General features: G+C 71.4%; 16 protein-coding genes. 7 read left to right on the forward strand and 9 right to left on the reverse strand.

The genetic code is table 11. From position 1 onward, the window contains the following. Nucleotides 1-161: 161 nt before the first annotated feature. Entirely contained in the window at nucleotides 162-2306 is a 2145-nt protein-coding gene (locus KY661_RS00730) for a penicillin-binding protein activator (protein WP_225408345.1), read from the forward strand. Continuing rightward, nucleotides 2303-3898: a WD40 repeat domain-containing protein gene (locus KY661_RS00735; protein WP_225408346.1), complete on the forward strand. Its 1596-nt coding sequence runs from the start codon at nucleotides 2303-2305 to the stop codon at nucleotides 3896-3898. Before KY661_RS00730 ends, KY661_RS00735 begins: the two co-directional genes overlap by 4 nt. Here KY661_RS00735 and KY661_RS00740 read toward each other — a convergent pair. After that, nucleotides 3895-4584, reverse strand: coding sequence for a ferredoxin reductase domain-containing protein (locus KY661_RS00740; RefSeq protein WP_225408347.1), 690 nt, complete (start codon nucleotides 4582-4584; stop codon nucleotides 3895-3897). The two genes, KY661_RS00735 and KY661_RS00740, sit on opposite strands and share 4 nt — an antisense overlap. Before the next feature lie 54 nt (nucleotides 4585-4638). Here KY661_RS00740 and KY661_RS00745 point away from each other — a divergent pair, with 54 nt between their 5' ends. Continuing rightward, the gene (locus KY661_RS00745) at nucleotides 4639-5415 is read left to right on the forward strand and encodes a transglycosylase domain-containing protein (RefSeq protein ID WP_225408348.1); all 777 of its coding nucleotides are present in this window, start codon (nucleotides 4639-4641) and stop codon (nucleotides 5413-5415) included. 10 nt (nucleotides 5416-5425) lie between these two features. On the opposite strand, the gene KY661_RS00750 is transcribed toward KY661_RS00745, so the two are convergent. From KY661_RS00750 to KY661_RS00765, 4 genes are all read right to left on the reverse strand, one after another. Further along, nucleotides 5426-7375 carry a serine/threonine-protein kinase gene (locus tag KY661_RS00750; RefSeq protein WP_225408349.1) on the reverse strand — a complete coding sequence of 650 codons (1950 nt, stop codon included), beginning with the start codon at nucleotides 7373-7375 and terminating at the stop codon, nucleotides 5426-5428. Between the two features lie 134 nt (nucleotides 7376-7509). Further along, complete coding sequence (locus tag KY661_RS37125) at nucleotides 7510-9180, reverse strand: hypothetical protein (RefSeq protein WP_263436598.1); 1671 nt, start codon at nucleotides 9178-9180, stop codon at nucleotides 7510-7512. An 8-nt stretch (nucleotides 9181-9188) separates the two neighbouring features. Further along, entirely contained in the window at nucleotides 9189-10172 is a 984-nt protein-coding gene (locus tag KY661_RS00760) for a hypothetical protein (RefSeq protein ID WP_225408350.1), read from the reverse strand. A 201-nt stretch (nucleotides 10173-10373) separates the two neighbouring features. Then, entirely contained in the window at nucleotides 10374-12116 is a 1743-nt protein-coding gene (locus KY661_RS00765) for a CpaF family protein (RefSeq protein ID WP_225408351.1), read from the reverse strand. 138 nt (nucleotides 12117-12254) lie between these two features. Here KY661_RS00765 and KY661_RS00770 point away from each other — a divergent pair, with 138 nt between their 5' ends. The 4 genes from KY661_RS00770 (at nucleotide 12255) to KY661_RS00785 (ending at nucleotide 15739) form a co-directional block, all read left to right on the forward strand. Further along, complete coding sequence (locus tag KY661_RS00770; protein WP_225408352.1) at nucleotides 12255-12929, forward strand: uracil-DNA glycosylase; 675 nt, start codon at nucleotides 12255-12257, stop codon at nucleotides 12927-12929. A gap of 34 nt (nucleotides 12930-12963) precedes the next feature. Further along, on the forward strand, nucleotides 12964-13464 hold the full coding sequence (locus KY661_RS00775) for a DUF3592 domain-containing protein (protein ID WP_225408353.1): 501 nt from the start codon (nucleotides 12964-12966) through the stop codon (nucleotides 13462-13464). Between the two features lie 119 nt (nucleotides 13465-13583). Then, nucleotides 13584-14522, forward strand: coding sequence for a hypothetical protein (locus tag KY661_RS00780; protein ID WP_225408354.1), 939 nt, complete (start codon nucleotides 13584-13586; stop codon nucleotides 14520-14522). Between the two features lie 29 nt (nucleotides 14523-14551). Beyond that, the gene (locus tag KY661_RS00785; protein WP_225408355.1) at nucleotides 14552-15739 is read left to right on the forward strand and encodes a tetratricopeptide repeat protein; all 1188 of its coding nucleotides are present in this window, start codon (nucleotides 14552-14554) and stop codon (nucleotides 15737-15739) included. Nucleotides 15740-15746: 7 nt separating this feature from the next. Here KY661_RS00785 and KY661_RS00790 read toward each other — a convergent pair whose 3' ends face one another. From KY661_RS00790 to KY661_RS00805, 4 genes are all read right to left on the reverse strand, one after another. Further along, complete coding sequence (locus tag KY661_RS00790) at nucleotides 15747-16763, reverse strand: H-NS histone family protein (RefSeq protein ID WP_225408356.1); 1017 nt, start codon at nucleotides 16761-16763, stop codon at nucleotides 15747-15749. A 142-nt stretch (nucleotides 16764-16905) separates the two neighbouring features. Beyond that, nucleotides 16906-19173, reverse strand: coding sequence for a hypothetical protein (locus KY661_RS00795; RefSeq protein WP_225408357.1), 2268 nt, complete (start codon nucleotides 19171-19173; stop codon nucleotides 16906-16908). Between the two features lie 13 nt (nucleotides 19174-19186). Continuing rightward, nucleotides 19187-19594, reverse strand: a complete 408-nt coding sequence (locus KY661_RS00800) for a hypothetical protein (protein WP_225408358.1) — start codon at nucleotides 19592-19594, stop codon at nucleotides 19187-19189. A gap of 150 nt (nucleotides 19595-19744) precedes the next feature. Continuing rightward, the gene (locus KY661_RS00805; RefSeq protein ID WP_225408359.1) at nucleotides 19745-22060 is read right to left on the reverse strand and encodes a S8 family serine peptidase; all 2316 of its coding nucleotides are present in this window, start codon (nucleotides 22058-22060) and stop codon (nucleotides 19745-19747) included. Nucleotides 22061-22165 lie beyond the last annotated feature (105 nt).

Here is a 22165-nt window from a genome sequence, read left to right on the forward strand (position 1 = left end):
TTCCCGCCCTCACCCCGCCGTCCCGCTCAAAGGGCTTCTCCTGAAGTCCCGGGGGCTTGCGGGGGGCATGGGCGGTGCATATCCGAGACGTTCGCTGCGGAATCTTCTGCCCGCTCGATTGTCGACGGAGACGCACCCTCGCTGCTATGCACCCGCCCACCATGGACGTCCTCTCCCCTGCGCGCCGCGTCCTGGCGCTGGCGCTGGCGTTGTTCCTCACCGCCTGCCCGAAATCCTCCTCGCACGTGAGGCCGGATGACGGCTCCGGCGACCCCTCCGGGGGGACTTCCTCGGGCAGGCCCCGGGTCGAGGCGAAGAAGGACCCTGCCGCGGACGCCGCGCTCGCCCAGGCCGTGGAGGCCGCGGCGCGCGAGCAGGACCCCAAGCGGGCGGCCGAGTCCTACCTGGTGGTGCGCAAGACGTACCCGGAGACCACCGCCAGCCAGGAGGCCCTCTACCGCGCGGGCGTCCTCTTCTACGAGGCGGAGGACTACGTGAATGCACGCAAGTCCTTCAACGAGCTGCTCTTCGAGAACCCCATCTACCCGCAGGCGCAGGAGGTGAAGCAGAAGCTGGCCCGCTCCGCGCTGGAGGTGGGCGCCTACCGGGATGCGTACCAGACGCTCTCCAGCCTCGCCGAGCGCGCCGAGGGCGCCGAGCGCCTGAAGCTGCTCGAGGACGCGAGCCGCGCCGCGCAGGGCGCCGGGCTCTACTCCTCGGCGCTGACCATCGAGGTGGAGCTGGCCGAGGAGGCCAAGACACCCGAGGCCCAGGCCGCCGCCGCCAAGCGGCTGGAGCAGGTGGTGGAGGGCCGCGCGGACTTCGTGGACATCGCGCGCGTGGCGGAAGGGTTGTCGCCGCGCCACCCCGCCTGGCCCATCCTCACCTTCAAGCTGGCGCGCATCTACTACCACCTGCGTGACTGGACGCGGCTGGAGGAGACGCTCAACCGCTTCCTCCAGGAGGCCCCCACCAGCGCCTTCGCCCCCCAGGCCAAGGAACTGCTCGCGCGGGCCACCCGCCGCGTGGAGGTGCGCCCGCGCACCGTGGGCGTGCTCCTGCCCATGACGGGCCGCTTCAAGCCCATCGGCGAGGCGGTGCTGCGCGGGGTGCAGCTGGCGCTCAACGGCAGCGACATCGAGCTCATCGTCAAGGACACGCAGGGCGAGGTGAACCTCGCGGGCCAGGGCGTGGAGCAGCTCGCGTTCGACGAGGGGGCCATCGCCGTGCTGGGGCCCCTGGTGCCGGACGAGGCCCGCCGCGCGGCGCTGGTGTCCGAGGAGCTGCAAATCCCGCTGCTGACGATGGCGCGCCAGGAGGGCATCACCGGCATCGGGCCGTACATCTTCCGCAACATGCTCACCAACTCCGCGCAGGCGGAGGCCATCGCCGAGTACGCTCTCAACGTCCGGGGCATCAAGCGCTTCGCGCTGCTCTACCCGAACCTCTCGTACGGCGTGGAGCTGGCCAACACCTTCTGGGACGAGGTGCTCAAGCGCGGCGGCGTGGTGCGCGGCGCGGAGACGTACTCGCACGACCAGACGACGTTCACCAACGAGGCGAAGAAGCTCGTGGGCCGGTACTACCTGGAGGACCGGGCGGACTACATCGAGGGCGTGCGCGAGGTGAACTCCCAGGAGCAGGACGCGTTCCGCCGCCGCAAGGCGATGGAGAAGATGAAGAGCGGGGTGGAGCCGGTGGTGGACTTCGACGGCATCTTCATCCCGGATGACTGGAAGCGCGTGAGCCTCGTGGGGCCGGCGCTCGCGGTGGAGGACATCATCACCAACGCGTGCGACCCGCGCGACCTGGAGCGCATCCGCAAGACGACGGGCAAGAGGGACCTGAAGACGGTGACGCTCTTCGGCACCAACCTGTGGAACAGCCCCAAGGGGCAGAGCGGGCTGCCGGAGCTGGTGGAGCGCGGCGGCAAGTTCGTCACCTGCTCGGTGTTCGTGGATGGCTTCTTCATCGACTCGCAGCGCCCGGCCACGCGCAAGTTCGTCCAGGCCTTCCGCACCGCCTACAAGGCGGAGACGGGGCGCGATCCGGGCCTGCTGGAGGCCATCGGGTACGACTCGGCGCTGATGGTGCGGCAGATCATCGAGAAGGGCCGCCCGGCCACGCGCGGCGCGATGCGCGATGCGCTCGCCAACCTCAAGGACTTCGAGGGCGCCACGGGCCGCACCTCCTTCAATGATCAGCGCGAGGCCATCAAGCCGCTCTTCCTGCTGTCCGTGGACAGCAAGGGCGTGAAGGAAATCACCCCGGAGGCCACGGGAGGCACGGGGGGCTCGGGTTCATGAGCCGAAGGGCGTGGCTGCCGTGGGGGCTGCTGGCGTTCGCGGTGGGGTGCAGCCATGCGCCCGTGCTGGCGCCGGACGTGGCCGCGCAGCTGGCGGCGGCCCCCGGCGGGTACCTGCAGGGCGAGGGGCGGGGGCTGGAGCCAGGGCCCGTGCTCAACAACAAGGACTTCGTCTGGTCCCTCGCCTTCTCGCCGGACAGCACGCGCGTGGCGTACACGCACTTGGGGGCCAAGGCCTACCTGCTGGCGCTGTGGACGCTGGGCCCGCCGCCCACGCTCGTCACCGACACGCCCATCAATCGTTACGAGCAGGACCTGGAGGCGGTGGCCTTCTCCGCGGACGGCGCGCGGCTGGCCACCGCGGGGCGGGATGGCCAGGTGCGCCTCTTCGACGGCGCCACGGGCGCGCCCCAGGGCCAGATGCTTCTGGAGGAGCCGCTCACGGCGGTGGCCTTCCACCCGGAGGGCCGCTACCTCGTGGCGGGCAGTGCCCAGGGGCTGCTCACCGTGCTGACGGTGCCGCAGCTCACGTATGTGTATGAGGTGCGCGCGCACCGGGACGCGGTGAGCGCGCTGGCCTTCGCGGCGGATGGGACGCTGTACACGGGCAGTTGGGATCAGCACGTGCGCGTGTGGAGCCCCCGCGAGGAGGCGCTGCGGCCGGACCAGGTGCGGGCACGCTTCGAGCGGCGGGGCGGCTTCGCGGTGGTGCGGGCCTCCGTGAATGGCAAGGCGCAGGCCACCTTCGCGCTGGATGGGCGCCTGCCCGCCATCGTCCTGGACACCCGGACGGCGGCTGAGGCGGGCATCGACGTGGCCTTTCTGAAGGACACGCTCCCGGTGCCCACGGCGCTGGGCAACACCGTGGCGCCGCTGGCGCGCGGCCAGTCGCTGCGCTTCAAGACGCTGCTCGTGGAGGGCGTGGACATCGCGGTGTGTGACGCGTGCGTGCCCACCGGCACGCAAGGCGTGCTGGGCGCGCCCTTCACCGGCCGCTTCGAACTGTCCTTCGACGAGCAGCATGGCGAAGTCCTCCTCGCGGCCAAGGAGGCCTCGCAGGCCGAAGGGGCCCCGGTGCGCGGGCTGGTGCTGGCGCCCGGCACGGACTTCACCTTCGAGGCCCACGTGAACGACGTCACCGTGGACGCGCGCGGCCAGCGCCTGGGCGTGGCCTTCTCGGAAGCCAAGGCCGAGCGCACGCGCACGGTGTACGAGCGGGAGAAGAAGGGCATCGAGGAGCCCCAGGCGCCCTTCAACGCCGGCGCGCTGGTGGATGCCGCCTCGGGCCGCATCCTCCAGAAGTGGACGGGGCCCCGGGGCGTGGTGTCCACGGCGAGCATCTCGCCGGATGGGCGCTCGCTGGCGGTGGGCGGCTGGGACAAGCGCCTGCGCCTGTACACCGAGGGCCAGGCGCAGCCCTGGGGCGAGCGGGCCTTTGGCTGGTCCGTGCGCCGTGCGCGCTTCAGCCCGGATGGGCGCTGGGTGGGCGTGGCCGCGTGGACGCCGCAGAACCCGGTGGGCGACCAGGAGAGTGATCCCGCCGCGGCGCTCTACGAGGTGCGCTACGCCTCGCCCACGGTGGGGCGGCGCTAGACGTTCTGGTGGATGTCCCCCGCGGCCAGGCCGCGGGCCTTGAGCGTCTCGATGACCGTCTGGAGCATCTCCTTCTGGCCGCACAGGAAGGCCACGGTGCCGGGGGCGAGGTCCTCCTCGGCGAGGTGGGCCTGCACGTAGCCGGTGAGCCCCTGCCAGCCGCTGGCGCCCGGCTGGCTCACGGTGGCCACCACGCGGATGCGCGCCTGCTCCCAGGACTGGAAGTCCCGGGCGTAGGCGAAGGCGCTCGGGGTGCGCACCCCGAAGTAGAGCGTCACCCGCCCATAGGTGTCCCGGTTCTGGCGGAGGCTCTCGATGACGGAGCGGATGGCGGAGATGCCCGAGCCGGTGGCGAACAGGAGCAAGTCCCGGCCCCGCGCCTGGTCCAGCGGGAAGCCCCGGCCCTCCGGGCGCGTCACCTCCATCACGGCGCCCAGGGGCAGCTGGATGAGCGCCTCGGGCAGCGGGCTGCCGGCCTTCACGAGCAAGTCCCACTGCCCGGAGGTGCCCGGGGCCGAGGCGATGGCGAACACCCCTTCCTCATGGCCCGGCAGGCGCACCCAGGTGTACTGGCCGGGGCGCTGGTGGGCCTGGGCCAGGGGCGTGCGGGACACGTCGAGGGTCAGGTCCGTGAGCCCATCCGCGGCGAGCGCGCGGGCCGTGAGGGTGGCGGGGTACCAATCCATGTTCCCCCCTTAACCCACGCGCCAGCGCCGTGCAGCCCTGGTAGCGTGGGGGAGGTGAAGAGCGTTCTGTGGATTCTGCTGTTTCTTCTAGGGCTGGCCGGCGTGCTGCTGCCGGTGGCCTACCTCTACAACGCGAGCAAGCTGCCACAGCTGGACAGCGAATACGACGTCGAGAAGCTGCTCAAGAGCAGCATCGAAGGCGAGCGGATGAGCCTGGTGGTGGGCTTGATGGTGAAGCCGGACCGGCCCATCACCTTCACGCGCCCGGACTTCGCCCGGCTGCCGAAGGACCTGGTGGCGCTCTACATCACCCAGATGGGGTGCCCCACCTACTTCCAGACGCCGCGCGAGGACGGGGTGGCGTGGGCGTGGCGGCTGCTGCTGGGCGTGACGGTGAATGCCCGGCCCGGCGGGGATGGCCGGTGTGAGCGGCTGCTGGCCGCGCGCATCGCGCTGAAGCTGGGGGTGAACGAGTCGCTGCCCCTGGCGGTGGCCATCAACAAGATTCACGCCTCGCTCCAGAAGGATCAGCTCATCGCCTACGACTTGGCCATCATCAGCTTCGAGCGGGGCGTGGTGGGCGTGGAGGACGTGGCCTACAAGTTGTTTGGCAAGGAGCTGGACCGGTTGCAGCTGGCCGAGCTCGCGGAGCTGCAGCTGGCGCTGCCGCCGCACAACTATTACGGCGCCCTGAAGCGGTGCCAGAACGCCGCCATCATCAAGCAGAACCGCGACTACATGCTCACGCAGCTCGTGGAGCTGGACCTGCTCACCGACGAGAAGGCGCGCAACGCCATCGCCCAGCCGGTGACGTGCATGCAGCGCCGGTGAGGCGGCACGCCTACTTGCGCTTCAGGTAGTTCTTCTCCAGGAACTCGATCCCCCGGGAGATCTCGCGGCGGAGCTCGGGTTTGCCCGCGGACTGCTTCGAATCGTCCCGCAGGCGCGCGAGGTGTTTAAGGGCATCGGACATGTTCTGTCCCGCCGCGGCACGGGACTCCAGGTCGCGCTCGATCATGTCGAGGTTCTGGGTCAGATCCGTCTGCGAGGGGGTGAACTCCTGCTGCGCAGGGGGCTTGTTGCGTACGGGGGGCACCGCCTTCGGGGCGTCTGCCCGGACCGCGGGCTTGTCCTTCTCGGGCGCGGCGGGCACCGGGGCCTGAGGGGGCGGCACGGGCGCCGTCTCGACGGGCGCGGGAGGCGTGGGCGCCGGGGGCTGCTGCGCCGGGGGCGGCGTGGTCACCGGCGTCCGGGGCTCGGGCTCGGGGCGGGGCTCCTGGGTGGAGTCTCCCCCGCGGAGCAGCAGCAGGCCGCCCGCGGCGAGCAACGCCACGATGCCCACGGCCACCGCCACGGTGCGCGGCCGCAGGGGCGGACGCAGCCCCGCAGCCCGGGCCTCCTCGGCGGTGAGCGTCGAGGGGTGGGGCAACGTGGGCGTGGGCCGTCCCCCGTACGCGGGGGACTCGGGCACCTTCACCGTCTCGTTGGGAGCGGTGGGCGCCTCCTGTTTCGTGAGGGGCGCGGGCACGGGCGGCGGCGGCGGGGCCACCGGCAGGGGGGCGGGCGCGGGAATCTCCGGCGGGGCCAGCTGGCCGAGCGCCCGGGCGGGCGGAACGGCGCTGTTGGGCGCCACCTGGGCGCGCGTGGGCCGCAGCAGCGTGCGGCGCAGCCGGTGGAGCTGCTGGCGCAGGGCGTCCGCGGAGCCGGGACGGGCCTCCGGGTCCTTCGTCAGCATCTGGAGGATGAAGGCATCCAGCGCCGGGGGCAGCTCGGGGACGAACTCCGAGGGGCGCGGCGGCCGGGCATCCACGTGCTTCATGAGCAGGTCCACCGGGGAGCTGCCCGTGAAGGGCAGCCGGCCGGTGACCATCTCGAAGGTGACGACGCCCATGGCGTACAGGTCCGTCATGGGGCCCACGGCCTGGCCGCGGGCCTGCTCGGGCGCCATGTACTCCGGGGTGCCCACCACCATGTCCGTGCGCGTCTGGGCGGTGCGCGCGGTGGGGCCCTGGCCCTGCTTGGCAAGGCCGAAGTCCAGCAGCTTCACGTAGCGGGAGTTGCCCGGCTCGCGCACGAGGAAGATGTTGCTCGGCTTGAGGTCGCGGTGGACGACGCCCGCGCCGTGGGCGGCGCCCAGCGCGGCGAGCACCTCGTCGAGGATGGAGAGCGCCTCGGTGGGCGCGAGCCGGCCCTTCTCGGCCAGGTGGGCATCGAGCGGCTGCCCATCCAGGAACTCCATGACGATGTACTGGCGGCCGTCGGGCACCTGGCCGAAGCCGAAGATGTCGATGATGCCCCGGTGGCGGATGGCGTTGACGGCGCGGGCCTCGGCGAGCAGGCGCGCCACCTGCTCGGGGGCCTGGGCCAGCTCGGGGCGCAGCACCTTCACGGCCACGCGCTTGCCGATGAGCGGTTGGATGCCGTCATAGACGAAGCCCATGCCGCCCACGCCGATGCGCTGGCGCAGCTCGTACTCGCCGAGCTTCATGCCGATGAGCGCGTCGCGCGTGGGGGGCTCCTCGCCCCAGGGAGAAATGGCCACGGTGACTTCCGGCGAGGAGGACGGGGAGCTGCTGCGCAGGGGAGGCTCCTCGCCCCAGGCGAAGGGGGAGGCCTTGCCGCCGCGCGCAGGAGGCTCCTCGCCCCACACGTTGCTGGGCGTGCCGATCTGCGTCACCTCATCGTCGTGCGCCGCGTAGGACGCAGCGATAGCGGTGCCGTCCCGAGGGCACGTGCCCAGTCCGGGCGGAACTTCTAAACCACAGGTTTCACAGGTTCGCGCGGAAGCCATCGGAACGCAGGGCTTGCAGCCTAGCAGAATGGAGGACTGTCGCCGATCTGTCCTTTCCAGGAAAGCAGCCCTTCGGACAGGCGCTCAGGCGCGCCCATCCATCCCCCCTGATGCGTCGGCCTCCAGGGGGTGACCTAGAGGGGAGGATTACAGTCCCGGCTGAGAGCGCTTTCCCCCGTGCCGCCATCCAAGCCTCCCTCGCCGCCGGCTCCCCCATCGCCGAGTTCAGGCACGAGGGTGGTGCTGGAATTGGTGATGCTGGCGCCTGGCTGACACCACACGCCCACGGAAGGACCCCCTCCGCCGCCGCCTCCCACGCCGCCATTGCCGCCCGGGCCGCCCTTTCCCCCGTATCCGCCCGCGCCGCCCAGGGAATTGTAGGTGTTGGAGGCATTCGTGGAGGTTTGCACCCCTCCGTCTCCTCCGGGGCCCCCCTCTCCGCCGGTGCCCCCATCGCCTCCCAGTCCTCCCTTTCCGCCCCGTCCCCCTCCCGTGGTGCGCAGCACCGTGTCGCCTTCCAGGGTGACGGTGGAGCGAATCAAGAGCACCGCGATGGACGCGCCGCCGCCGCCGCCCCCATTCCCACCTCCACCCCCACAGCCCCCCGCGCCGCCGCCACCGCTGGCGCCACTCGCGGCCCCCGTCAGCGCCCCGAAGGGCGCACAGCTACCGCCCGCGCCGCCCCCACCGCCTCCGCTGCCGGGAGTCCCCCTCCCACCATCTTCTCCGCCGTGGGTGGCCACCCAGGTGCCTCCCTGCAGGGAGCCCCAGCCGGTGCCGCCCTTGCCCACGGGGCCCCCAGCGCCGGGAGCGCCCGGGGTGCCCTCGCCCCCGCTCGCCGCCTCGCACGAGATGAGCCTGCCGGTGCCGGAAGGCTGACCGCCTGGACCGCCGGTGCCGCCATCGCCTCCAAATGGAGGATTGGGCGCCCCGGGGTCTCCACTGAGCCCAGCGGTGCCCCCCAGCGTGCCGACCTTGCCTGCCCCGCCGTTGTACCCACCCCCCACACAATTGCTCTCGCCTGCAATGCCAGGGACGGTTCCCGGGGTGGCGCCCTCCGCGTTCCCTCCGGCGGTGCCCACACCGCCATCGAACCCCTGCGCACCCGTGGCGCCGGCCTGGCCCAGCGCGCCACGGCCCGCCCAGAGGGTGTCGTTGCGCAGCCGCACCGCCTGCGAGTCGATGACATGCAGGGCGATGGAGGGCGTGCCCGGCGTGGTGGGCTCCGAGGATGCAACCACGAGCCGGTCCAGGACGACGCCCGCGTCCTCCTGCAGGTTGCGCACCGTCAGGCCGACCGCGCCACCCTGGATCCGGGTGACGTTGGCGGCGGCGCGCAGCCAGTTTCCCGCGCCGTTGTAGCCGCCGTGCAGCGACACGGGCACATCCAGCACCAGGCCGGTCTCGGGGTAGGTGCCTTGGGCCAGGTACAAGAAGGACGGCCGGTTCGGGCCCGTGTTGTCCCGCAGGCGCTGGAGCGCCTCGCTCAGGGTCTTCAAGGGCGCTTCCTTCGTACCGGTGGCCCCCTCGGTGCCGCTGGCCGGATCCACGAAGAGGCCGGCGGCGGCCAGGCCGTCGACGCCATCGCAGTTGGAGTCCTCGAACGTGTCGTCCGGCTCGTCGGTGTCGCGGGTGGGCGTGCAGTCATAGCCCGCGTCGGGCGGGCCGGCATCGGTGCCGCCCGGAAAGCACCGCCCCTCGCCTTCGCAGTCTTGCTGGGCCTTGTCGAAGTCGAAGCAGCCCACGGTTGTCAGGACCGCGCCCATGGCCGTCCAGCCCAGGCGCAGCTTCCAAGTCTTCAGCATAGATGTCCTCAAGGCAGCGTTCCGGCCACGCCGACCATGCCGCCCCCCGGGCCCACGGAAACGGTGGGCTTCACGTCGCTCTTCCCGGGCGGCAACAAATACAACACGGTGCTCGTCGCGACTCCCGCCACGCCCAGCCCCAAACCAATCCGGCCCAGCAGCTGGTGGCGCTTGCCATCCTTGGCCACCTGGTCCGCGTTGAACAGCGGGTTGTCCACCGTGCTGTTCTTCAGCGCATCATGCTTCTTCTGCGCCTGCAGCAAGAAGTACGTGCCCGCCCCCGCGGTCACCGCGCCGCCCGCCGCGGGCATCCAGATCCACCAGGGCCGCGAGGCCTTCACGCCCTGCGTGGGCGCGTCCGGCGTCACCTCGGGCCTCACCGCGGGCAGGGGCTCGGGAGGCTTCACGGCCAGGGGAACGCCGGGCTTCACTTCGGGCGAGGGCTCGAGCACGGGCGCGGGCGTCTGCTCCATCGGCACCGAGGGCCTCGGCTCGGGGGGCGGCGTGGGCACGGAGCCCGGGCGCAGGCTGGCGGCGACCTTGGGCGACACCACCTCCAGGGACTGGGTGAGCGCATCGAGCATGCCATCCTCGCGCACCCCGGGAATGAGGTGCTCGGCGATGAGCGCGCCATCCTTCGAGTTGTAGAGCTTGGTGCCCACGCGGTACCCGTCCGAGCGCTGAATCAGCTCCGCCACCAGCACGGCCTCGGTCTTGCCGGCCTGGCCCAGAGAGGTGAGGCACCGCAGATCGGTGCGCTTGCACCGCAGCAGGGCGCGGCGCCGGGCCGCGGGCATCCGGCGCAGGATGTCCTTCATCCGCTTGACGGTGAAGCCCTTGGCGCGGGCCTGCTCGGTCACGTGCTCTTGAGCGAACTCCACGATGTGGGTCGGCACACCGACGGTGTCGGAGGGCGCGACCAGCACGGTGATGGGCTCTTGAGGCGCCTCGGGCGCTTGGGCGAGCAGGAACAGGGTAGAAAGCAAAGGCATCAGCACGGGGCGACTTTCTCCTCATGCCGCCCCATGAGCAAGGCCGCCTCACGGTCCCCTGGCGATCATTTCACCTCGTACGGCTTTGGAGCGCCCCTTCCGTCAGGTCTCCCGGCACCCACCGGTCCATCGGGGTGGTGGGACAACTGCCCACGTACCGCCCGGAAGAACGTCCGGAACAGGAAAGCCGGGGGCCGCGCTTCAGCGGCGGGGCCGCTCGGGGACCGCGCGGATCTGCGTCTTCTCGCCGGGGGCCTGGCCCTCGGCGGGCGCGTCCTCCTCGTCCTCGGCGGCGGGGCGTCCCGGCGCGGGCCTCCGGGGCGGGGCGGCGGCGGGGCGCATCATGGGCACGGAGCCCGAGGCCTGCTTGGGCGCCGTGCCCAGCGCGGGCCTGCGGGAGGGGGGCAAGGTGGCCTCGGCGAGCAGGTCCTCGGAGACCTCCACCTTGGGCTCGTCCTGGGGCGGCATCCCCGCGTGGGTGACGATGTCGGCGGGGGCGCTCAGGTCATCCTCCTCCTGAACGAAGGGGTTGCGGGTGGGAGGCGGCGTCTTGTCCTCGTCCGAGAGGGGCGGGGGCGGCGGGGGACGGACGGCGGAACGGGCCTGGACGGGAGGCGGCGGGGGGCGCACTGCGGGCGGAGGCCGGGCGGCGGGCACCTGCACCTGCACGGGGGCGGCCTTGCCGTCCTGGGCGCCCCGGGCGTCCTCCTGGAGCTTGCGCTCGAAGTCGGCCCACTGCTTCTTGTACTCGGCCGGGTCGGGGTGGCCGCGCTCGCGGTGCTTGAGCGAGGGGGCCCAGCGCACCTCGTAGGAGGAGCCCACCTGGAAGCTGGGCGGCGGCGGCAGGCCATAGGTGGCGGGGTCGAAGAAGGCCTCGTCCAGGTCGCTGAAGCCGTAGGCGCGGGCCTTCGAGACGAAGGTGGGGATGATGCCGGTGGGGGCGTGGTAGCCCAGCACGTGGCCGTCCGCGTCCTTGGTGACGGGGGTGAAGACGAAGATGTCCTGGGTGCGGTAGTCGCCCTTCTCGTTGAGGGGCAGCACCTCGGAGAGGGCAATCGTCTTGCGGCTGCCGTCGTGGAGGCGCTCGCAGCAGATGATGAAGTTGATGGCGCTGGCCACCTGGGCGCGCACGGCCACCATGGGCAGCTCCACGGCGGACATGAGGCACAGCGACTCGATGCGCCGCAGCGTGTCGGTGGGGGTGTTGGCGTGGCAGGTGGCCAGCGAGCCGCCGTGGCCGGTGTTCATCGCCTGCATGAGGTGGAAGGCCTCGCCGCCGCGCACCTCGCCCACCACGATGCGGTCGGGGCGAAGCCGCAGCGCCGAGTGCAGCAAGTCGCCCATGTCCACGCCGCCCTTGCCGAACTTGTCCGGGGGGCGGCTCTCGAAGGAGACCAGGTGGGACTGGTTGAGCTGGAGCTCCGCCGAGTCCTCGATGGTGAGGATGCGCTCGTCGTCCGGGATGAGGCCCGAGACGATGTTGAGCAGCGTCGTCTTGCCCGAGCCGGTGCCGCCGGACACCAGCATGTTGAGCTTGGTGTGGATGCCCGCGTCGATGAGCCGCGCCATCTGCTGCGTCAGCGACTGGTACTTGATGAGCGCATCGATGTTCAGCTTCTCGCGGAAGAACTTGCGGATGGAGATGGTGGTGCCGCGCCGGGCGATGGGCGGGATGACGACGTGGATGCGGCTGCCGTCGGGCAGGCGCGCATCGAGCCGGGGGCGCTCGTCGTTGAGGAGCCGGCCGACGAACTGGGCCATGTTGCGCGCCGCGCCGATGAGCCCCTCCTCGGAGAAGGTGGCGTCGGTCTTGGAGAGCTTGCCCTTGCGTTCGATCCAGACGTCCGCCGGACCGTTGATCATGATCTCCGAGACGGACGGATCATCCAGGTACGGGAGGACCGGCTTGAGAAAGGCGCGGAGGGACTCGTTGTACATGGACATGGCACCCCCGAGGCTAGCGCGAGCCGTGCCATGAACCCAAGACTTCGCCGGAGACTCCCTGGCGGCAGGGCAGGCAGCCATTTTCCCTCCCAACCCGGCACGTGGGTATGATGGTATCGGACCCAGGAGGGAGGATTCATGTGGGAACGGCTGCCGAAGGGTTGGAAGAAGGTCCTTGAGGGGGCGCTGGAGACGCCCTCCGCGGAGGCGCTGGAGCGCTTCGTGGACGCGGAGCGGAAGACGGCCACCGTCTATCCCCCGGAGGACGAGATGTTCTCGGCGTTCCAGCTGACGCCGCCGGACGGGGTCCGGGTGCTGGTGCTGGGGCAGGACCCCTACCATGGGCCGGGGCAGGCGCATGGCCTCGCCTTCTCGGTGCGCCCCGGGGTGCGGCTGCCGCCCTCCCTGCTCAACATCTTCAAGGAGCTGCGCAGCGACCTGGGGCTGCCCCCGGGCATGGATGGCTCGCTGGTGCCCTGGGCGAAGCAGGGGGTGCTGCTCCTGAACGCGGTGCTGACGGTGCGGGCGGGCACCCCCAACAGCCACGCGGGGCACGGGTGGGAGGCGTTCACGGACGCGGTCATCCAGGCGGTGAGCGCCGGGCCGCAGCCGGTGGTGTTCCTCCTGTGGGGCAGCTACGCGCGCAAGAAGAAGAAGCTCATCGACACCGGGCGGCACGCCATCCTCGAGTCGGCGCACCCCTCGCCGCTGTCGGCCTCCCAAGGCTTCTTCGGCAGCCGCCCCTTCAGCCGCATCAACCAGACGCTGAAGGAGTGGGGGCGGGAGCCCATCGACTGGCGCTTGCCGGCGTAGGCCCCGGGGGCCCCGCATCTGCTAGCCTGGGGCGGTGCGGCTGCTCTGGGGCTTCCTTCATGTGCTGTGTGCGTTGATCGCCGCCGTGGGCGTGGTGTTCCTGGGGGCGGGGCTGAAGCAGCTCTGGCGGGCCTCGCGCACGCGGCGCTGGCCCACCGCGCCGGGCAAGGTCATCTCCACGGACGAGCTGATGCACCTGCGCAAGGTGCCGGAAGGGGAGGGCGGTGGCAGCCGCCTCCTCTATGAGGCCCAGGTTCACTACGAGTACACGGTGGGCCGGGTGCTCATCGGCTCCACCCGCGTGCGCGTCACCCCCTCCGAGACGAGCAGCGAGGCGCGCTCCCAGGCCACCCTGGCGCGCTACCCCCCGGGCCAGGAGCTCCGGGTCTTCTATAACCCAGAGGACCCGACCGAATCGGTGCTCGAGCCGGGCGCACACCCCCTGGACTTCGTGCGCGCGGGGGTCGGCGGGACCCTGGTGCTCGTGGCCGGGGCCGCCCCGCTCATCGCCCGGTGGTTCGCCGCGCGGCTCTGAGGCTTCTCAGAAAATGAGAAGCAGCGGGGCTGATCGCGGAATCTTGTACCATTACGCAACCTGGCGCCGCCCCCCGGCGATAACCGGATCAAGACTCTCTTTCGAATGAGGTTGCTGTCATGTCCGTTCGTTCCACGAACTCCTCTGGCCCTGGTCTGGCGAACCGCTCCGCTCCGCAGGACAAGCCGGCCGCGCCGCCCGCGAAGCCCGCCACCCCCAACGTCGTGGACCGGGCGCTGGCGCGCCTGCCCAAGGACGTGGACAGCCACTTCGAGCGCAGCGGGGAGAGCACGCGGACGTTCAGCAAGACGGGCGGCACCGAGCGCGACATGTTCACCCCGAAGCTGGGGGACAAGGGCGCCGCGGGCCTGCTGGGCACTGCGCTGCGCAACCTGCCCGCCATCACCAAGGAAGGCTCCTTCGCGAAGAGCGCCTCGGTGTTCAGCGCCGAGGGCAGCGTGTCGGACCCGAGCGGCCGTGCGTCGGCCTCGGGCCGCGTGGCGGTGCTCGAGGCGGACGTGAGCGGCAGCGGCTCGGTGGGCCTCGAGGGCGGGGCCCTGAAGGCGCGCGGCGAGGTGAAGGCCGAGGTGACGCTGGTGGAGGCCGAGGGCCGCGCGCAGGCGGACCTGGGCATCCTGAAGGCGGAGGCCGAGGGCCGGGGCTACATCGGCGTGCAGGCCAAGGCCAACGGCGAGCTGACGATTGATCCGCTCAACGGCGTGTACAAGGCGCAGGTGGGCGGCGAGGCCTTCGCGGGCGCCAAGGTCGGCGGCCGGGCGGCGGTGTCGCTGGGCGAGTTCGGCGGCGCGGGCGTGAAGGCGGAGGCCTGGGCCGGTGTGGGTGTCTCGGGCCGTGCGGAGGCCAGCCTGGAGAAGGGCCGCTTCAAGGCGCGCTTCGAGCTGGGCGCGGCGCTGGGCGTCGGCTTCAAGATTGGCTTCGACGTGGACATCAACTTCGGCAAGATTGCCGACGCGGTCAAGAACGTCATCAGCAAGCCGGTCGAAGTCATCAAGGACATCGGCAAGTCGGTCGGCAACTTCTTCAAGAAGCTCTTCTAGGCCGCGAAGAGCTTCTCCAGCGGGTACGGATGAGCACGCCGCGTTTCGAGGCACTTCTCAAGTCGGGTGATGTGCAGCAAGCGCGGGAGGAGGCCGAGCTGGCCTTCCGCCGCAACCCCGCCGACCGGCGGGCGCTGATTGCGTTGGCGAAGCTGGCCTCCCTGGACGGAGATGCGGCCAAGGCGGAGTCCTACCTGCAGAAGGCCGCGGGGGGCACGCCCGCGGACGAGGTGGACATCGGGCTGGTGCGCGCCTCGCTGCTCATGCAGCGGGGTGAGGCGGGCCCGGCACAGGCGCTCTACAGCAAGCTGACGCAGTCCCAGCCGCCCCGCGCGGAGGCCTTCTACGGCCTGGGCTTCCTGCTGGCCGAAGCGAATGACAACACCGCGGCGTGCGCGGCCTTGGAGCGCGCCGTCCAGCTGGAGCCAGAAGGCGCGGTGTACCACTTCCAGCTCGCGCGGGTGCTCTTCGCGCTGGCGCGGCTGAAGGACGCGTTCCACCACCTGGAGCAGTCGCTGCGGCTCAACCCGGGGCACGTGCCCACCTACCTCGTCTTCGCCATCGCCCTGCAGGCGGGCGGTGAGCTGGAGGCCGCGGAGGACATGCTGCGCCAGGGGCTGAAGGTGGCCGCGGACGAGCCCCACCTCTTGAAGGCCCTGAGCAACGTGCTGGCCGCCAAGGGGGACTTCCCCGGGGCGGTGGAGGCCGCCGAGGCGCTCGTGCGCGTGCAGCCGGACCACCCCTCGGCCCTGGGCAACCTGGCGCGCTTCCGGATGGCGCAGCGCAACTACGCCGACGCGCTCTCGCTGTGCCGCAAGCTCTCCGAGCGCGGCCAGGCCACCTCGCTGAGCCGCTCGGTGGAGGCGATGATCTACGAGACCCAGGAGCCGCCCGACCTGAAGGCGGCGGTGGCGGCATGGCGCTCGGCCATGAAGCTGGATCCGCAGGACTGGGGCGCGGCCAACAACCTGGGGCTGCTGCTGCTCACGCGGCTGGAAGGCCCGGACGTGAAGAAGCAGGCGAAGGAGGCGCTGGAGGAGGCCATCCGCCGCGCCCCGGAGCAGCCCGAGCCCCAGCTCAACCTGGCGCTGGTGTGCGCGCAGCTGGAGGACACGGCCCGGGCGAAGGAGCTGACGCAGGGGCTGCTCGCGCGCGGCGCGGCGCTGGCCCCGGAGCTGAAGGAGCAGGCCGAGCGGCTCATGAAGCAGCTCGGCTGAGCCCGGCTCAGAGGGCGAACTCGATGCCGAGGGTGAGCCCCAGGCGCAGGCCGAAGGTGCTCCAGTTCTTGTCGAACTGGACGCCGTTCACGTCCTGGCTCGTCTTGAAGAGGTAGAGCTTCTCGAGCTGCGCGGACAAGTCCCCGCGCGCGGCGAAGTGGGTGCTGAAGTGCCAGCGCCCTCCCACGTTCAGGCCCACCAGCCAGCCCAGGCGCGGCACGTTCCACGCATCCACGTCATTGTCCCGGAGCCGTTGAATCTCCTGGCTCAGGTCCTTGCCCGGGATGAGCAGCGACAGGCCCCCGCGCGCGCCGAACAGGGCCTCCACGTTCTTCGCCACGGGCAGGCCGTACTCGCCGAGCACGAACAGCTGATTGAGCACGCCGAAGCCGAACACGCGGTCGCCCCCGGAGCCGTAGTTGCCAAAGGCCCGCAGGCCCGCGCCCAGGCGCGTGCGCTGGCTGGCGATGGGCGCGGGGAAGCTCAGGGTGAGCGTGGCGGACAGGAGGCTGTCGCTGCTGTAGTCGAACGACTCGTCCCGGCGGGCCCCGTTGATGATCTGCTCACCCGACAGGTGCGAGTTCTCGCTGTAGAAGTCCAGCCCGAGGCCGATCCGCAGCGGCGTTTGCGGCTTCTCGGGGGGACGCGCCTTGGCCTTGGCCTGCTCCTGGGCGCGAGCCCGGACCCGGGCCCGGGCCTCCTCTTCGGCCTTGGCCTGCTCACGGGCGCGCTCCAGGGCCTTGGCCTTCTCCTGCTCCCGGGCCTTGGCCTGCTCCTGCTGGAGCTTCTCCTGGCGGGCCTTCTCCTCGCGGGCCTGTTCCTCCCGGGCCCTCTCTTCCTCGGTGGGCTGCGGCTCCGGGGGCTTCTCTTGCGCCTGGAGCTTCTCCGGGGGGGCCGGTTTGGCTTTGGCCTTGGCTTTGGACTTGGCCTTGGCTTTGGACTTGGCCGAGGACTTGGCTTTGGTTTTGGCTTTGGTCTTGGTCTTGGCCTGCGGGGTCTGGGCTTCCACGGGGGTGGGAAGCACGGCGGACACCAGCATCACAGCGAGAAGCGCCTTCCAGAGGAATGGAGCGACGGACGAGGGGCGCATAGCGGGTGGCGGCAAAATGGGTAGGCGCGGAGCTTAAGCCATCGGCCGGGGGTTGTGTCCCGGATGTCGCGGGGGCCTACGGGAGGGGCGGCACGGTGAAGGTGCCGGCCAGCACCCGTCCATCGGGGATGGGAGTGCCCCCGGGCGCGAGCGCGGCGATGCGGCTGCCGTCCTCCCGCATGTTCCACAGCCCCACCAGGACGCGCCACGTCCCCGGAGGCAGGCGCGGGGCGCTGACGGTGAACGCATCCCGGAGCAGCGGCCCCCGGGGCGCGTTCTTGAAGAAGAACGTCCCCCCCAGGACTTCATGGTCCACGTTGATCATCCGCCCGTGTTCATCCACCACGTGAACGAACACGCCCACCGAGCGAGGCACGCTCCCGGTCACCTTCCAGAACAGCTCGAACGACAGCAGGCCGTTCGCGTCGGGCCGCGGGGGCACGAGCGCCCCGTGCAGCTCCACGGGGACCCCGAAGTCCGCCCGCGTGGGGCTCGCCTCCGGGGGCAGGGCGTCCACCAGCAGGGGCGTCCCGTTGGGATTGGTGAGGACGGGGGGCGCGGCGGGCTCGCGCCAGGCCACCCCGAGCAGGGCCCAGACCACGAGCGGCCCCGCGGCGAGCGCCCCCACCTTCCACGCGGCGATGGGCCGCCGCCGGCGGTGCCACACAACGAGGACGCCCAGGCCCCCCCACGCGAGCAGGGACACCAGCGCGCCCCCGATGCCCGAGCGGGGAAGAAAGCGCAGCGTGACGGTGTGCTCCCCGGCCGGAAGGCTCACGCCCAGCAGCCCCTCGCGGGAGACCACCTCTCCCACGGAGCTCTTCCACCCGGGGTGCCAGTTCTGATTGACGCGCAGGTGGACGGGGCGCGTGGCGTGGACCGCCAGCTCCAGCCGGTTGGGAGACCAGGCACGGCGGTGGACCTGCCCGGCCGAAGGGTCCTCCAGGTACTCCTCCTGGGGCAGGTCTCCCCGGAGCTTCGCGGACATGGGGACGGGATAGGCCTCGCCGCAGGCAATGGAGCCCCGGTTGAGCGCGACGAAGTACCCCAGGGCCCAGCGGTTGCCCCGGGCCTGGGCAAAGGGCTGCTCCACCCGCACGGGCTCGGGGACGACACCGGTCCGCTGGACGATGGCCTCGAACCCCTGCCGCGCCATCACCGTGCCCCCGAGCGCCGCCGCGCACAGGCCCACCACGCCCCACGCGGCCAGGGAGGAGCGGCGCGCCCGGACCCACAGCACGCCCAGCCCGGCGGCCCCCAGCACGGCGAGGAAGAACGCCAGGAACAGGGCGAAGCGCTCCGGGTAGCGGAGCGTGTCGAAGAAGGGCAGGGCCCTCAGGGCCTCGAAGAGCGAGACCCGGAAGTGGTACCCGGCCGCGAGCCAGGCGGAGAGCCCCGCCGCGAGCCACGGGTAGCGCGCCCGCCTTGAGAAGAGGCTGGCGGCCACGAGCAGGAGCACGGGCGGCGCCAGGAAGAAGTAGCCTTCCCAGCGCCCCGGGCTCCCCAGGAGCATCGTGGCCAGGTGCTCGGGCGAGGCGCCGGGCTGGCCGGCCATGATGCGGGGCGCGCTGCGCATCGTCTCGAGCAGCGGCCAGAGCCGGAAGGCGCTCGTGCCCAGGGTGAAGAGGGCCGCGGCCCCCAGCCATCCGGCCACCCGGAGGCGCTGGGGCCAGGTCCGTGGGGCGAGCAGGCCGCTCACGGCCTCGAACGCGACGAACAGCGCCGTCATCGGAACGGGATAGGTGCCCCCGAACCCGAGCATGACCGCGAAGGCCCCCGCGAGGAGCACGAGCCCCACGGGCCGCCTCCGGCACACGAGCGCCGTGCCCAGCAGGCACCAGGGCAGGAGCAGGAAGCCGAAGAAGTTGATCCACCCCTGCAGCCACGACATGGCGAACAGGCCATTGAGGGCAAAGAGCGGCGCGGTGACGAACGCCCCCAGCACGGAGCCCGTCCGGAGCCGGGCGTAGCGGAAGAAGCCCTCCATGCCCAGCACGAGGAACAGAAAGAGCAGCACGGGCTCCGCGCGCCGGGCGCCGAGCAGGAGCGAGAACAGGAAGGGGGGCGCGGCGAATCGGGTTTGCGGGCTGCCCAGCGCGTACAGCCCCCCGCACGTCCACGGCGTCCACAGCGGCCACTGGCCATGGTCCAGCACCGTGCGCACCGCCATCTCCTCATAGGAGTGGATGACCTGCGAGTCGCGGAAGTCGTTCATCCCCCCGGCCTGTCCCAGGGGGCTCCACGCGGCCCAGAGCGAGACGGCGCAGAAGACCATCAGCCGGAGGCTGGCCATGGCCGCCACGCGGTGGGCAAGGCGCAGGAGGCGGAAGGGGAGCACGGCCATGGCGCGGAAGCTCTCAGTCGTAGAAGGGGCGCGGCTTGCTCGGGCTCGCGCTGGCCTTGCGCGGCGGCGCCACGGGCTGGGCGTGGAGCTCCTCGTCGATGGCGCGGAAGACTTCCGTGGGCGAGACGCCCTCCCGGCGGGACAGCTCCAGGGCCCAGCCTCGCTCCGAGGCATGGAAGTCATCGTCCTGGGACCAGTGGTCGCCGGGGAAGCGGTGCATCGTGCTCAGGCGCCACCGGGGCTCTTCGGCCGCGCACAGGCGCCCCACCGTGGTCCGCTCGGCCTCGGACAGCCGCCGCGGGGGCACGGGGTGGGAGGCGCTCATCGCCCGCACGAGCGCCCCGGCGAACGCGAGCCCGCAGGCCCCCCATCCCAGGCGGGGCAGCCACTTCGAGCGGAGCAGGGGCGGGGGCAAGGCCATGGGGGTGGGCCCATCATGGGATTGCCCGCGCGGGGCTTCAAGCAAAGCCACCGGCTGGCCGCCCAGCCGTGAAAAGACAAGACGCCGGGAGGAACGAGTCCTCCCGGCGTCCTGGTGCGGCGCGCCGTGGGCGGGCGCCCCGCGAAACGGCTAGTTCTGGATGGTGATGGACACGGGCTGGGACGTGGTCTGCTGGCCCGCCGAGTCAATCGCCCGCACCGTGACCGGGTAGGTGCCGTTGGTGAAGTTCAGCGAGTTGAACGTCAGGGCGTACTCATCCCCGGTGCCCTTGGTCTTGTAGGAGATGTACCTGCCGCCCACGTAGAAGTTGACCTGCTTCACCTGCTTGTCGTCCGTCGCGCGGGCGTTGATGGTGACCTGGCCCAGCACCTGGGCGCTGGCCGCCGGCGAGAGCACCTCGGCGGTGGGCGGCGCGTCCAGCTCGCCCACGGCGAAGATGAGATCGTCGTGGTCGTCGTAGCCGCCCGTGGAGCAGCTCACCACGGTGGTGCCGCTGTAGCGGAAGAGGCCGCGGATGGCCTGCAGCGAGCCGGCCGGCAGCGTGAAGGTGGCCGTGAGCACCTGGCTCTTCGCCTGGGTGGGCGCCAGGGTGGCCAGGTGCGTCCACACAGGGGTGTTCGCATCCGGCGCGTGGAACAGCTCCAGCTTGTCGCTGCTGAAGGTCGTCCAGGCCCACACGGTGGCCGAGACGGTCACCTGCTTGCCGGGCAGCAGCGGGCCGCCGTCCACGGTGGCGATGCTCAGCCGGTCCAGGGACTCATCGACGTGGTAGGTGCCGGAGTTGCCGTCCGCGCAGCTGGAGGCAATCGTGTTCGGCGCGTTGGCCTCGGGCCCCTTGGTGCCCCGGCCGTTGATGAGCCCGCCCGTGTCGCACCGGGCGCCCACGTTGGCGCAGATCGGCGCCAGGCGCGTCGAGTCGTAGCTGGCGAAGCCCGGGTTGGTCACCGTGAGGCTCAGCGGGGCGCTGGAGGCGGCGTTGTAGGAGGTGTCGAACGCCTTGGCCACCAGCGTGGCCGGGCCGTTGAAGGACTGCAGCGTGTCCCACGACAGCTCGTACGGCGCGGTCTCATCGCTGCCCAGGAGCTGGCCGTTGAGCCAGAACTCCACGCGCTTGATGGCCACGTCGTCCGCGGCGTTGGCCGCCAGCGTCACCGTGCCCTGCACGGCCGCATCCGGGGCCGGCGCGGTGAGCGCCACCGTTGGGGCCGTGACGTCGCCGCCCGGCTGGATGAAGCCCGAGAAGAGCAGCTTGTTGGGCGAGTTGGGGCGCGCGTCCGTCACGCGGCCGTCGGTGGCGAAGCCCACCAGCGCGGCGCCCACCGTGGCGGGCGAGGCCGTGGGGTTGCCCTGCAGGTAGAGCGCCGCCGTGCCGGCCACGTGCGGGCTGGCCATGGACGTGCCGCTGATGGTGTTGGTGACGGTGTCGCTCGAGTGGTAGGCGGAGGTGATGTTCTGGCCCGGCGCGAAGATGTCCACGCAGCTGCCGTAGTTGGAGAAGGACGCCCGGGCATCGGTGTTGGCGGTGGCGCCCACGGTGATGGCCTCGGCGGTGCGCGCCGGCGACTTGGTGCACGCATCCCCGTTGTCATTGCCCGCGGCCACCGCATAGACGACGCCCGCGGTGATGGAGTTGCGGATGGCCTGGTCCAGCGCATCCGACACGCCGCCGCCCAGGCTCATGTTGGCCACGGCGGGCTTCACGTGGTTGGCCGTCACCCAGTCCACGCCCGCCACGACGCCCTCGTAGGTACCCGAGCCGCCGCAGTCGAGCACGCGCACCGCGTGCAGCTTCACGCCCTTGGCGACGCCGTAGGTGGCACCGCCCACGGTGCCCGCCACGTGGGTGCCGTGGCCGTTGCAGTCATTGGCCGTGCCGCCGGTGGTGACCGCGTCGAAGCCCGTCACCGCGCGGCCCTGGAACTCGGTGTGCGTCAGGCGGATGCCCGTGTCGATGATATAGGCATTCACCCCAGCGCCCGTCAGGTTGTAGCTGTAGGTGCTGTTGAGGGGCAGGTCCGTCTGGTCAATGCGATCCAGGCCCCAGGTGGCGCCCGCCTGATCCGCGGAGATGCGCACCACGGCGTCCTGCTCGATGAAGTCCACGCGGGGATCCTGGCGCAGCGCCTCGGCCTGGCGCTCGTCCATGCTCGCGGAGAAGCCTTGCAGCGCGTGGGCGTAGGTGCGGGAGACCTTCGCGCCGTACTGCCCGGCGACGCTCAGCGCGAGCTGCTGCACGTCCGCGGCCGCCAGCGCGCGCTGCGCGGGCTTCTTGAGGACGACGATGTAGCGGTTGGGAATGAGTTCCCGGTCAGCGTTGGAGCGCTTCAGCTCGAACGCGGCGGCCTGGGGCGCCTGGGGCTCGGGTGGGGAGGATTCGGTTCCACAACCGGCCAGCACGAGGCCCGTGAGGGCGCCCGCGAAGAACTTCAAACCAGTCTTGTGCACTGTTCACCTGTTCCGTCTTGGGGGATTAGGCCGGGATGTGGGTCTATCAGCACCTTTCCCGGTTAACGGCTTTATAACTGAAACATCTGACGTTCACGAGCCCCC

This window comes from Allostigmatella hybrida, assembly GCF_020103775.1.
Classification (GTDB): Bacteria; Myxococcota; Myxococcia; order Myxococcales; family Myxococcaceae; genus Hyalangium; species Hyalangium aurantiaca.

Excerpts from the sequence above, each read along its gene's own strand:
- KY661_RS00760 (WP_225408350.1), bottom strand. The coding sequence starts at position 10,172 with ATGCCTTTGCTTTCTACCCTGTTCCTGCTCGCCCAAGCGCCCGAGGCG.
- KY661_RS00740 (WP_225408347.1), bottom strand. The coding sequence starts at position 4,584 with ATGGATTGGTACCCCGCCACCCTCACGGCCCGCGCGCTCGCCGCGGAT.
- KY661_RS00780 (WP_225408354.1), top strand. The coding sequence starts at position 13,584 with ATGTCCGTTCGTTCCACGAACTCCTCTGGCCCTGGTCTGGCGAACCGC.
- KY661_RS00770 (WP_225408352.1), top strand. The coding sequence starts at position 12,255 with ATGTGGGAACGGCTGCCGAAGGGTTGGAAGAAGGTCCTTGAGGGGGCG.
- KY661_RS37125 (WP_263436598.1), bottom strand. The coding sequence starts at position 9,180 with ATGCTGAAGACTTGGAAGCTGCGCCTGGGCTGGACGGCCATGGGCGCG.
- KY661_RS00785 (WP_225408355.1), top strand. The coding sequence starts at position 14,552 with ATGAGCACGCCGCGTTTCGAGGCACTTCTCAAGTCGGGTGATGTGCAG.
- KY661_RS00795 (WP_225408357.1), bottom strand. The coding sequence starts at position 19,173 with ATGGCCGTGCTCCCCTTCCGCCTCCTGCGCCTTGCCCACCGCGTGGCG.
- KY661_RS00735 (WP_225408346.1), top strand. The coding sequence starts at position 2,303 with ATGAGCCGAAGGGCGTGGCTGCCGTGGGGGCTGCTGGCGTTCGCGGTG.
- KY661_RS00750 (WP_225408349.1), bottom strand. The coding sequence starts at position 7,375 with ATGGCTTCCGCGCGAACCTGTGAAACCTGTGGTTTAGAAGTTCCGCCC.
- KY661_RS00730 (WP_225408345.1), top strand. The coding sequence starts at position 162 with ATGGACGTCCTCTCCCCTGCGCGCCGCGTCCTGGCGCTGGCGCTGGCG.
- KY661_RS00765 (WP_225408351.1), bottom strand. The coding sequence starts at position 12,116 with ATGTCCATGTACAACGAGTCCCTCCGCGCCTTTCTCAAGCCGGTCCTC.
- KY661_RS00800 (WP_225408358.1), bottom strand. The coding sequence starts at position 19,594 with ATGGCCTTGCCCCCGCCCCTGCTCCGCTCGAAGTGGCTGCCCCGCCTG.